At 36.1% G+C, this 13,281-nt stretch carries 9 protein-coding genes and 1 riboswitch; of the genes, 4 read left to right on the top strand and 5 right to left on the bottom strand.

Going from position 1 to position 13,281, the window contains the following annotated elements:
* Positions 1-6: 6 nt before the first annotated feature.
* The 4 genes from AC3B7A_RS06740 to AC3B7A_RS06725 all read right to left on the bottom strand — a co-directional run bounded on the left by AC3B7A_RS06740 (position 7) and on the right by AC3B7A_RS06725 (position 4,334).
* Positions 7-1,347 (bottom strand): aspartate aminotransferase family protein, encoded by a 1,341-nt coding sequence (locus AC3B7A_RS06740; RefSeq protein WP_489755360.1) that lies wholly within the window; start codon positions 1,345-1,347, stop codon positions 7-9.
* Positions 1,348-1,545: 198 nt separating this feature from the next.
* Positions 1,546-2,565: a tRNA (adenosine(37)-N6)-threonylcarbamoyltransferase complex transferase subunit TsaD gene (tsaD, locus tag AC3B7A_RS06735; RefSeq protein WP_489755359.1), complete on the bottom strand. Its 1,020-nt coding sequence runs from the start codon at positions 2,563-2,565 to the stop codon at positions 1,546-1,548.
* Between the two features lie 65 nt (positions 2,566-2,630).
* A complete protein-coding gene (tsaB, locus tag AC3B7A_RS06730; protein ID WP_489755358.1) occupies positions 2,631-3,353 on the bottom strand; it encodes a tRNA (adenosine(37)-N6)-threonylcarbamoyltransferase complex dimerization subunit type 1 TsaB in 723 nt (240 codons plus the stop codon).
* A 462-nt stretch (positions 3,354-3,815) separates the two neighbouring features.
* Positions 3,816-4,334, bottom strand: coding sequence for a folate family ECF transporter S component (locus AC3B7A_RS06725; protein ID WP_489755357.1), 519 nt, complete (start codon positions 4,332-4,334; stop codon positions 3,816-3,818).
* A 34-nt stretch (positions 4,335-4,368) separates the two neighbouring features.
* Positions 4,369-4,465, bottom strand: a riboswitch (THF riboswitch).
* Positions 4,466-4,544: 79 nt separating this feature from the next.
* Between AC3B7A_RS06725 and AC3B7A_RS06720 the strand changes: the two genes are divergently transcribed.
* Positions 4,545-5,519 (top strand): asparaginase, encoded by a 975-nt coding sequence (locus AC3B7A_RS06720; protein WP_489755356.1) that lies wholly within the window; start codon positions 4,545-4,547, stop codon positions 5,517-5,519.
* Positions 5,520-5,601: 82 nt separating this feature from the next.
* On the opposite strand, the gene AC3B7A_RS06715 is transcribed toward AC3B7A_RS06720, so the two are convergent.
* Complete coding sequence (locus tag AC3B7A_RS06715; protein ID WP_489755355.1) at positions 5,602-7,533, bottom strand: PTS sugar transporter subunit IIABC; 1,932 nt, start codon at positions 7,531-7,533, stop codon at positions 5,602-5,604.
* Between the two features lie 180 nt (positions 7,534-7,713).
* Here AC3B7A_RS06715 and treR point away from each other — a divergent pair, with 180 nt between their 5' ends.
* The 3 genes from treR (at position 7,714) to AC3B7A_RS06700 (ending at position 12,715) form a co-directional block, all read left to right on the top strand.
* A complete protein-coding gene (treR, locus tag AC3B7A_RS06710) occupies positions 7,714-8,439 on the top strand; it encodes a trehalose operon repressor (protein ID WP_489755354.1) in 726 nt (241 codons plus the stop codon).
* A gap of 9 nt (positions 8,440-8,448) precedes the next feature.
* Positions 8,449-10,116: an alpha,alpha-phosphotrehalase gene (treC, locus tag AC3B7A_RS06705; RefSeq protein WP_489755353.1), complete on the top strand. Its 1,668-nt coding sequence runs from the start codon at positions 8,449-8,451 to the stop codon at positions 10,114-10,116.
* Between the two features lie 1,771 nt (positions 10,117-11,887).
* Entirely contained in the window at positions 11,888-12,715 is an 828-nt protein-coding gene (locus tag AC3B7A_RS06700; protein WP_489755352.1) for an IS982 family transposase, read from the top strand.
* The last annotated feature ends 566 nt before the right edge of the window (positions 12,716-13,281 follow it).

Raw genomic sequence — 13,281 nt, 5'->3', positions numbered from 1 at the left:
AATTGGTTACCAACCAACATGATAATCAGTTTTTGGAGTCGGAATTTGTTGCAGTTGCAAATCTTGAAAAGCTTGATCAATTAATATGAAGGCACGTTGCAATTGTTTTTCAGTAATAACTAACGGTGGCTGAAAGCGCAAAATACTTCCTTTTAAACTAATCATTATGGCTCCTAGATCAAAAATTCTTGTAATTAATTTGGTGGCTAATAAAGCATCCGGTTGCTGAGACTGCGGGTTAATGATATCAATTCCGCCGTTTAAACCGTACATGCGTATATCACCAATAAAATCATATTTTTCTTGCTCTTGCTGAAAAAATTCGGCCGCTAATTGCCCTAACTGAATTGAACGTTGTAGTAATTGTTCATTTTCAATGACATCTAAAGTCGCATTAGCCGCTGCCGCAGCTACTGGATTACCGGCAGTTGTATAAACATTAGCTGGTGCTGACAAGGATTCCATGATAGCTTTCCTACCTAAAACGGCACTCAAAGGCAAGCCTGAAGCCAATGACTTTCCAACTGACATTAAGTCAGGTTCAATGCCAAAATTTTCAATTGACCACCACTTGCCAGTTCTCCCCATTCCTTGATTAACTTCATCAACAGCTAATAAGATCCCATTTTGCTGGGCAAATTCAGCCACCAACTCCAAATAGCGTTGGGGAGCTTTAATAATCCCACCGTCACCTTGAATCGGTTCAATTAAAATAGCTGCCACTTCTTCAGCCGGTAAATAGGTTTCAAATGGTAATTTAAAAGCTGCAAACATCCGCTGAACAAAACTAGCTGCACTTTCTTGGGCTAATCTTTGATGCAAATCAGGATAAGGTACGCGAATAATATTGGGCAATAAAGGTCCCATCTTCCGCGTCATATTTAAACTAACCCCCGACAAACTCATTGAACCATAAGTTGATCCATGATAAGCGCCAGTAAAACAAACAATATATGTTCTTTTCGTATAAGCTCGGGCAAATTTAATAATTGCATCATTAGCGTCCGAACCGGAATTGCCCCAAGCAACTTCCACTGCACCTGTCATGGGTGCTAACTTGACTAAGCGACTTGCTAACTGAGCTGTTGTCGAATTAGCAAAATAAGCCGGTGTGTATTCAATCAAGTTTTGAGCTTGTTCCATAAGCGCTTGAACAACATGAGGATGACAATGGCCCACATTGGTAGCTGAAGCACTTGATAATAAATCCAAATATTGGCGTTCATTTTCATCAATTAAGATAGCGCCATAAGCTTTTTTGATAACTAAATTAAAATATTTAATTCTGGAGGCTGAAGCCACTACATTATTTTCCAAATGAAGAATTTGTTCGTTGCGATCAAGCATCTTAAACGACCTTCTTAAATTAAATTTTAATTAGTTTAACATTAGAAAAGTTTTTAATCAATAACTATTAATAACATTCTGATTAATTAGTTAAACCAAAAAATCCAATTAACTCTCAACATTAATTAATGTTTGGAAAACAACCACACATTAATCAATTATTGCAGATAATTGGATTTTTATTTAATAATTCAATACTTATTCACCAACATAATCAAAGTCTAAACTCGGATCAGCATTCAAAGTTAACGGACTAAAATCTTTTTGTCGGTATTTTACATCAGCAAAAGCGCCAATCATCGCGGCATTGTCGCCACATAAGCGTAGTGGAGGAAAAATTAATTCAATTTGTGAACTAATTTCTGCCTGTAATTTTTCTCGTAGACCATTATTGGCGGCAACTCCTCCCGCCACAATTAATTGCTTGGTAGGATATTGTTTCAGAGCATGCTGCGTTTTCGTTACCAAAATTTCTAAAACATCGGCTTGAAAACTGGCAGCAATATCTTTTTTATTAATAGTTTCATGCACTTGTTCAGCATGATGAATCGTATTAATGACTGCACTTTTAATTCCACTGAAACTAAAATCCAAATTATCTTCTGTTAACATGGCTCGAGGAAATTGATAAGTCTCCTGGCCTTCATGAGCCCATTGATCTAACGTTTTTCCGGCTGGATAGTTTACACCTAACATCCGTCCAACTTTATCATAGGCTTCTCCAACGGCATCGTCACGCGTATCACCCAAGATTTTAAAATCTCCTGGTGCTTGTAAATAGACCAACTCCGTATGACCGCCAGAAACCACTAATGCCAAGGCTGGATATTTAATTTTGCTAACCAAATTAGCAGCATAAATATGTCCCGCCAAATGATTAACGCCAATTAAGGGAAGTTGATGGGCCCAACTAATCGTTTTTGCCGCCATCAACCCAACTAATAAAGAACCAACTAAACCTGGCCCATAAGTCACAGCCACTGCAGATAAGTCCTGATAATTAACCCTTGCTTGTTTTAAAGCTAAATCAGTACAGTGAATAATTTGTTCCACATGATGGCGACTGGCGACTTCAGGTACTACCCCACCAAAACGTTGATGACTTTTAATTTGTGTGGCAATTACGTTAGCTAAAATATCATGACCATTTTTGATAACTGCTACACTGGTTTCATCACAACTACTTTCAAAAGCTAAAATTAAAACATCTTGACTCATTTTTAACTCCTTCATTTCAGTCAAATATCTTTTGGACAATGATAAATTTGCTCTAAACCATCATCTTAAACATCTTGAACATAATTTTGCTTTTGCACAGCTAATTGCGGATGGTCTTTCATCCACACTAATTCAGCTTGTGTTTTGCGTAAATAATTAGGCAAAAAACCATCTAAATCCTGAACTGGTTGCCGGCGGTATCCTAAATCGACCAATGACTGAGCTAACGGCATTCCATCATTTCTAATTTGAGCTTGTGGTAGTTGTTCTTGAATCAAAGTTTGCATTTCGGAGGACAACTGGCCACTAATGATTATCGGCTGTTCTAAAACTTGGAGATTTTGAATTAATTTTTCAAGTGCAATATGACTTTCTTGAACTAATGGCCGCAATTGATTTTGTTGCATCTGATAAATCCCAGCAAAAACATTCAGATTACGGGCGTCCATAACAGAAACCACTACTCCGTCAAAGTTTTGCACATTACGTGCTAAAACTTCCAAACTAGAAACACCTACTAATTCTTTTTCTAAAGTCCACGCCAACATTTTGGCGGTTGTAACTGCAATGCGCAAGCCCGTAAATGAACCTGGCCCTTGAGCTACTACAATTCGGTCTAAATCTTCAGCTTGCCAGCCAGCTTGTTGAACAACCTGATCAATCGCGGGTAATAGCTCAATACTATGCGATTTCAAATTAGTTTCACTCACTTGTGCAATTACATCGTGATCTTCGGCACTAGCTACACTTAAAGGCTGATTAGAAGTATCAATTGCTAAAATTTTCATTAAATATAACTCCTATTAACACTAATATTAAGACTGTGACAAGAAACGCTTAAAAGCTGAGTATAACCTAGCTTAATTTTTTAAGTTAAGGTTTTTAACTTGAAAGATTAAGCGTAGTTAGACGCAAGCTTTTGTTTCTTGGAACGCTATTTCACACACTATGACAAGAAACGCTTAAAGGCTGAGTATAACCTAGCTTAATTTTTTAAGTTAGGGTTTTTAACTTGAAAGATTAAGCGTAGTTAGACGCAAGCTTTTGTTTCTTGGAACGCTATTTCACACACTGTGACAAGAAACGCTTAAAGGCTGAGTATAACCTAGCTTAATTTTTTAAGTTAGGGTTTTTAACTTGAAAGATTAAGCGTAGTTAGACGCAAGCTTTTGTTTCTTGGAACGCTATTTCACACACTGTGACAAGAAACAGGCATTAATCTTTAAATCAACTATACTTCATTTTTGCGCTTAATGAACAGTAAAATCATGATGTTTTAACCATTTAAATAATAAAACTAAAATAATTGTTTGGATCGGGATAAAAATAATTTCTTTAATTCCTCTAAGCCAAAGCATTTGCCAAAAATTCAAATGGCCCAAAATGCAGACCCAAATCGTATTCAATAATAAATTAACAATTAAAGTTACTGTCGTAGTAACCATTAATAAGACTTTAGTTGTTGGTTGCTTTTGGTATAAAAACACTCCGTACAACCAGCCAGTGACCAAAGCAGATAAAGTAAAGCCCCAGAAAAAACCACCCTGTGGCGGAAATAAAGTATTAGCAATAACGTCTGCAATTAAAGCTGATAAAGTAGATTTAGTAGGACCAAAATAATAGCCAATTAAAGCACTTACTGCAAAGCCAAAGCCTACTTTTAAAAAACTCGGTCCTAGATGAAATCGCCCTACAATCACTTGTAAAGCGGTTAACATCGCCAACCAAGTTAAATTAAATGTTCGATTACGCAATTGTAAATTATTCATTTTAAGCATCTCCTTAAGGAGCTGCCACTGAAATCGTGGCGAATGCGAAAATAAAACCGCAAGCTTTCGCTTTTCGTCTGACGTTCACATCCCGTTCCATCAGCACTTAACGCTTTATTTCCTACTCCAAGATTTAATTAACCCTTTAACCATAACATAGATAGTCGTAAACATGTTAAAATTAAAAATAATAATTACAAAAAGAGGCTTTTGATCTTGAATAAAAAAATTTTAGTATTGCACACTGGTGGCACAATCTCGATGTCTGAAGATGAACAAGGGAATATTAAACCCAATGCCCAAAATCCATTAGCTAATTTAGAATTACCGCGTTCGGACCAATTACAAATTATTACCGAGGAAATATTTAACTTACCATCACCACATATGACGCCTAAGCAAATGTTAATCTTAACTAAACGTTTACGTCAAGCTGAGCAAGACGGATTTTTTGGTGCAGTTGTGACTCATGGTACTGATACTTTAGAAGAAACAGCCTTTTTCTTAGATTTAACCTTACAAGGAAAAATGCCCGTCGTAGTTACTGGCGCTATGCGTTCCTCTAACGAAATTGGTAGTGATGGTTTATATAACTTCCGTTCTGCCATTCAAGTTGCTAGTTCACAGGCATCATTCGGCCAAGGAGTCGTGGTCGTCATGAATGATGAAATTCACTCCGCCCGTTATGTTACCAAAACGCATACCACTAACGTGGCCACTTTTCGAACACCAACTTTTGGCCCAATCGGTATCATTTCAGACGGTCACGTCAGTTATGTGCAAGAAATTGTTCCCCAACAGCACTTGCCCATCACTCAAATTATAGAGCATATTTATCTCATCAAAGCTTATGCTGGTATGACTAATGAACTCTTTGATGTTTTAGATCAACCAACGACTAACGGCATTGTTATCGAGGCTTTAGGTGCTGGTAATTTACCACCTGCAACTTTACCCGCAGTTCAAAAACTATTAGATCATCATATTCCCCTTATTTTGGTTTCCCGATGTTTTAATGGAATTGCTGAACCTGTTTATGACTATCAAGGTGGCGGTGTTAATTTAGAAAAAATGGGAATTACTTTTTGTCGTGGTTTAAACGGGCAAAAAGCGCGGATTAAATTATTAGTCGGCGTTAGTGCTGGACTAAATAAGCAAGAACTTCATCATTATATTAACAATTAATACGCGGCCAAAATTCAAAATAAAAAACGAGCTTGAAGTCTTAATTAAATAAGATTTCAAGTTCGTTTTTAGTTAGACGAGTTTAAGCCTTACCTGGACGTTTAGCTTTAGCCATTTTTTGACCCATGACCATTTCATCGTTATAGCCCCAGAACCAAGTTATGACAAAGGCCACCACAATCGTCACCGCGCTAGCTAACAAGAAAGCATAAAAGCTATTCAAATCACCCGGATTTTTAGGATTGAAGAAGCTAGAAAAGCCAATCAAACCACCCGTAAAACCATACATCGTTCCGTGCATTAAGCCAGTAACTAAACCACCAAAAGCGGCACCAATACAACCTGAGATAAATACTCGCTTATACCGTAAATTAATTCCATAAATTGCCGGTTCAGTAACGCCACAAAAAGCACTGATCATGGCCGCAAAACCCAATTCTTTAATATCTGATTTTTTAGATTTAATGGCAACTGCCAAGACAGCGGCACCTTGAGCAATCATCGTTGAACAAACAATCGCATTGATGGCACTTTGACCAGTACTGGCAATTTGTTGCGTAATGAGTGGCACAACACCCCAGTGGAAACCAAAAATCACTAAGACTTGATATAATCCACCAATAATGAAACCACCAAACCAACCAGAAACGGAAACTAACCAATTAATTAAAACAGCTAAACCATTGGCAATCGTTTGAATAATTGGTCCCGTAATTACTAAAGTAATTGTGGCTACTACTAAAATAGTAATTAACGGTACAAAAATCATTTGTAAATAAGTCGGTAAAACTTTTTTCAGCCATTTTTCGCACTTCATGGCTAACCAAGCAGCTAAAATCATGGGAAAGATTGAATAAGTATAATTGAGAAATTCAAACTTCAATCCCCCGAGTTCAAACATCATTTTACCAGCTTTTCCCCAAGTAATTAATTGTGGATAAGCTAGTACGCCGCCAATGACGGCTGCAATAATGGGATCACTACCTAAACGTTTAGCGGCGCTAAATCCCACTAGCACTGGTAAAAAGAAGAACGCCGAATCAGCCATGGCACTTACTGTCAGATAAATCATACTTTTAGTATTCAGTAAAGCACCCAGTTGGGGCAAAGTTAACAGTGCCAAAATCCCCTTAATAATACCAGAAGCCGCAACGACACCAATGACTGGACTCATGGATCCAGTAATAAAACCGATCAAATTACCAATTGCCCGCGAAACAGGATTACCGCCCTCATTGCTAACAGTTGGTTCAACTTTTTGGTCGTTGTCTTCTAACTCGGGATACTGCTGCAAAATGGCATCAAACGCATTCGCTACGCCATCACCAATCACTACTTGATATTGACCAGAAGCGTGTAAAACATCTAAAATTCCGCGTTGATTTTTTAAAACTTCATCATTAGCTTTGGCTTCATCTTTTAAATAAAAACGCAAGCGGGTAATACAATGAATCACATTGTTAATATTTTCTACGCCGCCAACATTTTTAATTATGAAAGTTGCTAATTCAGTGTACGATAATTTTTTGTCCGTAGCTGCAGCCACAGTTTTTAAATAAGCCGTGGCAACGACTTGCGCAGCTTTAATCTGACCTTCAGTAATATCTAAACCTTCCAAGATAGTTTTGGAATTAGTAATCACTACCATTAACGTTGTTTCCAAATTATGTTCTTTAATCAAGGATAAATCCATTTTAGCCAGTGGTGTTCCTGCTTGAATTTCTTGACCAACTGCAACCAAAGTTTGAAAGCCTTTACCTTTTAAATTGACGGTATCAATCCCCATATGGATTAAAACTTCTAAACCCGTCTTAGTGGTAAGACCAATGGCATGCTTGGTTTCAGCAATCATTGTTATTTTGCCACTAACTGGCGCAACAACTTGTCCATCTGTCGGTATTAAGCCAAAGCCTTGACCCATAGTTTCTTGACTAAAAATGGGATCGCTAGTTTTGCTTAAAGCAATAACTTGTCCATTTGCTGGAGCCAAGATATTTTCTTGGTTAGTCGTCATTATAATCCCTCCTCTGAAACGTTTACAAAAGATATTTTAAACTTGTATATACAAGTTGTCAATCTTTATCTTGTTGATTATTTCTTATGAATCAAACTTCTTTTGCTTACCAACTTTACTTGTACAGACAAAAATAGCTATAATGTAATTAACTTAACGAAAGGATTGATCAATGAACCAATGACTGAATCTAAAACGGCCCTCATTGCCAAAGATCTAGCATCCAAAATTCATCATGAACAATTTAAGTCTGGGACCTTCTTACCGACTGAAAACCAATTGGCCACCTTATATGGAACCTCACGGGAAACAATTAGAAAAGCTTTGGCCCAATTAAATGAATTGGGCTTAATTCAAAAAATTCGTGGTAAAGGATCTATGGTTTTAAACTTGGAAAAATTTTCCTTTCCAATTTCTGGAATTTCTAGCTTTGCTGAATTAAATAATTCTCTCCAAATGAATGCCCAAACTGAGGTTTTAACACTCGAAAAAAGACCTTCTTTTCCCCCAATTTTTCAAAAAAAATTTCCTAAAGATGTCAATAAACCCGGAATTTACTTAGAACGCTTGCGGATCATCGAAGATGAGCCTGAAGTTTTGGATTGTGATTTTTTATTCACACCACCAATTAATGACTTACCAATGCAGGCAGCTCAAACTTCCATTTATCAATATATTGAAACTGAATTAAATTTAGAAATTTCTTACGCTACTAAAACTATTACAGTCGAAAGAGTCGCTGATCAGTTTAGAGAAAAGTTAAAATTGCACAATGATCTCGTGGTTTTAGTGGCTAGTCAAAATTTTTTAAGTGATACCACGGCTTTTCAATTAACTTTATCGTTTCATAACCCACGTAAGTTTAAATTTGTCGATTTTGCTAGACGAAAAAAAATTAAATTTTAGGAGGAACACATGGTTAATTTAGGTCAAAAAGTAATTTATCAGATTTACCCCAAATCATTTTATGATTCGAACAATGATGGAATTGGTGATATTCAAGGCATTATTCAAAAGCTGGATTATATTAAAAAACTGAATGTTGATATGATTTGGTTCAATCCCTTTTTTGTCTCACCCCAAAATGACAATGGTTATGATATTGCTAATTATTATCAAATTGACCCCGTTTTTGGAACAATGGCTGACTTCGAGGAACTAGTGGGCCAACTCAAAAAAATTCATGTTGATATCATGCTTGATATGGTCTTTAATCACTGCTCGACTGAAAATGAATGGTTTCAAAAAGCTTTAGCTGGGCAAAAAAAATATCAAAAATTCTTTTATTTGCGCAAAGCTAAAGCTAACGGTGACTTACCCACTAATTGGCAAAGTAAATTTGGCGGGCCAGCTTGGTCTAAATTTGGTGACACTGATTATTATTACTTACACTTATATGATCAGACTCAAGCTGATTTAGATTGGCATAATCCCCAAGTCCGCCAAGAAGTTATTAACGTTATTAATTTTTGGCGCGCTAAAGGAGTCAAAGGTTTTAGATTTGATGTGATTAATGTTACCGGTAAAAGCCAAACCCTTTTAGATTCTACAGATCCTATTCAAGAAAAAAGTTTATATACTGATACGCCAGTTGTGCACCAGTATTTAAATGAAATCAATCAAAACAGCTTCGGTCAAGATTTAAACGATATTACAGTCGGTGAAATGTCTTCCACGACAATCAAAAATTCCATTGCCTATTCTAACCCACAAAATCATGAATTATCCATGGTTTTTAATTTTCATCACTTAAAAGTCGATTATGCCAACGGTGAAAAATGGACCCAAGAACCTTTCAATTTTATGCAGTTAAAATCAATTTTTACACAATGGCAAGAACAAATGGATCAAGGTGGCGGCTGGAATGCTCTGTTTTGGAATAATCATGATCAACCGATGGCGCTCAATCGTTTTGGCAATCCCCAAAAATATCGAATTAAATCTGCCCAAATGTTAGCGACCGTCATTCATTTAATGCGGGGCACACCTTATATTTACATGGGCGAGGAATTGGGCATGGTCAATCCGCAGTATAATGGAATTGATGATTATGTCGATATCGAAAGTCAAAATGCTTACGCCCAACTAAAACAAAAAGGATTGAGTAACCAAGAAGCTTTAGCCATCATTCAAACTAAATCGCGGGATAATTCACGGACTCCGATGCACTGGGATAATAGCCAGTACGCTGGTTTCAGTCAAGCCAAGCCTTGGTTACTACCAACCAATCAGGATCAGATTAACGTTGCTGCCGAATTAGCGCATGGCCAAATTTTTAATTACTATCAAAAGTTAATTCATTTACGAAAAATTGAACCTTTAATCTCTGATGGTCATATTAAAATGTTTCTCCAAGATGATCCTCAAGTTTTTGCTTATCGGCGGTATTTTGATGACCAGCCACAACAGTTATTGGTTTGGACCAATTTTTATGACACGGCAACTGAAGTGAGTTTGCCATTGGAATTTCAGAATCAGCCTTGTCAGCTTGTCATCAGTAACTATCATTCCCAATTAAATAAACTAACTAAAACACTAAGGCTACAACCTTATGAAGCCTTGGCAGTTAAAATCAATTTGTAATTTAAGCAATTCAATAAACAAAAACAGAATCAACAGCAAAGTAACGGCAGCAATACCAATATCAATAATATCAGTATTCCTAACTCTACTCTCAAGGTTAAGATAGCCACAGTCCTGGTGGCCAAGGTGGAAGTGGTGATAGCCAGAATAGTAATATTCCTACTAATCCCGGTTCAGAATCTGATGGTCAAAGTTCAGCAGGCAATTCTGCTACACGACAAACAGGAACACCTATTGATCAAACATCAGTCGGCCAAGGATCTGGGGCAGAATATGCTCAAACTGGCGGAAGTTCTAAATTGAGTAAATATGGACTTTATAACTTTTTCTACCATCTTTTAGATAAGATTAAACATTTATTAAATTGAAAAAGGATCAGTGCGTTATGGCATAGTTCTTTTTTAAATGATATAGACAAACACAGCAACTCACCCCGAAAAAGGGGGACTATCATGATTCAAACTATCTTCTTAAACGTTATTATTCCCTTAATTGTAAATTTAATAACGCAAGCGTTTATTTATTGGTTGCAAAATAAGCGCAAAATAAAATGAGTTGCTTATCGTGACTGAACACAAAAAAAGCCATTCCTATCGCAAGTAGGAGTGGCTTTTGTGCTATCATGTTAAAATTATCTTCTTCGTTACAGATTTATTATAGCACGATTATTTAAAGAATAGCATATTACTAGTTTTTGCAAAATCCAAAGAAGTCTGATTTACAATCCAAGTGCAAAAAATACTCAATTATCTTTCAGCAGTAGAATATTTTAAACAACAATTCAAAGCCCTAAGTTAGATTTCCCGGATTGTTGCACTTGATTTGACAATTAAGGGGTAAAAAGCACTAAAATCGTTGATCCATAAGGATTTATAAGAATTTTTTATGGTATAATAGAAACAGTAAAGTAAATGCTAAGGCGGTGGCTATTCCTGGAAAGGGAGTGGTGCTTATGGTGTAAAAACTGTAATCCCAGATCCTAAAGAAAGGAGTAGCAAAGTGTCTCTGTTTGAGATTCTTGAACTGATCATTACTGTTATCAAAACGATTTTTGATTCTGTAATGCGAGTTCTTGAATATATCAAAAAGGGTCAAAAATAAAAATAATCGCCTTAGCCGTGCAAGGCTAGCGATTATCTTGCTTAAATAAAAAATTAAATGAAATAGTTACTGTCTTAGCAACTTTACTTAAGGATTAGTGTTCGTAGCACTGATCCTTTTTCAATATTATAATAACACATTACATATAATTTAGGTAATAAGAAGTTATATTTTTTAAATTAAAAGCCACCAAAAGCGTTGATACACAAGGATTTATAAGACCTTTTTATAGTATAATAGAAACAGTAAAGTGAATGCTAAGGCGGTGGTTATTCCTGGAAAGGGAGTGGTGCTTATGGTGTAAAAACCGTGAACCCAGATCCTAAAGAAAGGAGTAGCAAGGTGTCTCTGTTTGAGATTCTTGAACTGATCATTACTGTTGTCAAAACGATTTTTGATGCTGTGATGCGGGTTTTTGAATATATCAAAAAGGGTCAAAAGTGAAAATAATCGCCTTAGCCATGCAGGGCTAGCGATTATTAAAACTTTAATTTAAAAGTGAAATAGTCGTCGTCTTAGCAACTTTACTAAAGGATCGGTGTTTCCAGCACTGATCCTTTTTCAATATTATAATAACACATTACACGCGTGGTGCTAGTTAAAAAATAGTTAAAATAAAAAGCCTGACTAGGCTACACTTTAAATTACCTCTAACAAGAAAGTGATAGCCATGTCAGACCTCCTTAAGTTTAACCAAGATTCTTCTAGCTTGCAATCTTCAATTCAAGTTTGGATTAATATTTTAACCCCACTCTATAAAGAGTTTGTGCCCATTACTATTCAAAAACGCCGCAATGTTCATTTAGCTAAACTATCTGACGTACAATTACTGGCTTTAATGTGTTTTCAGGTCCAAATTGGGATGTCTAATCAACGTAGTTTTTATCGTTTATTAAGCTTGTTAAATTTGTTTGATTTACCAGAAAGATCCCGGTTTAATCGTCTAACCCAAAGGTGTGGTGATTTATTTCAATACATTAGAACTGGAATCGTGAAACAGAAAGTTAAACCACAATATACGATTATTGATAGTTTACCAATGCCTGTTTGTCAGCCAGTTCGCAACTTTCGTGCCAAAATTTTTGAGAACCTGGCAGCTAAAGGCTACAATGCCACCAAGAAATTACATTATTATGGTTTCAAAGGTAGTTTTGAAATTACGGATCAAGGTATTGTCGTTGCTTATACCATTACTGCGGCCAACTTGCATGATATCAAAATGGCGCCTGAATTATTAAATCAATATCCTTGTCCGAACGTTTTAGCTGATCTGGGTTATTTAAGTCAAAAACTGAAACAAACACTAGCTCAAGAAGGCATTAATTTTTGGACACCAGTCAGAAAAAATATGAAACAAAAATCTAATAAAGTTAGTCAGCGATTACTGAATAAACGGCGGAGAAAAATTGAGACAGTCTTTTCTCAATGGAACCAAATGTTTGATATTGAACGTAATCGTGCCCGTTGTTTAGCGGGATTCAAAAGTAGATTAGAATAATGTTTATTTGTAGATACTTGGAGAAAAATTAACTAGCACCACGCGTATATTTAAGACTATGGTCAAATGTTTACGGGATGTTTTATGTTTTATTTCATTGTGCAGTGGATGATAATCAGCTAAAATAGCCTTTAACAAATTATCATCTATAACATTTTGTTTTCGACCCAAAAGTGTTACAATTTATGTAGTCGAAGTTGGCGCTATCAACACCAACTTCTCATAAGGCTGCTAAGAGTGGCATATAATAAATTATAGTCCCTGCTAAGCTTTAAAGCTAAGTAGGGACTTTGCGTTTAAGATCTTATTTCCGAAGATCTTTAATGATTTTAGCAATTACTCTTGCTGCTTGCGCAACAAAATAAATTGTTTTAAAAATCAAACAAAGATGTCCGAGAACGATCCAGAACAAAGCTTTACTCCTTTCTTCAGAATGTGATTTGTTACAGTTTTTACACCATAAGCCTCACGCTCCTTCATAAAGAAGCCACTAGCTTAGCTTTTAAGCCTTATGTACATAGTTAGTATAACATTTTTGAGATACACTTTTTAAGATAATTTTAATT

The sequence above is a fragment of the Bombilactobacillus sp. ESL1202 genome (assembly GCF_058107125.1).
The sequence above is the reverse complement of the archived record's forward strand: the minus strand, read 5'-3'. Positions and strand labels throughout refer to the sequence as shown.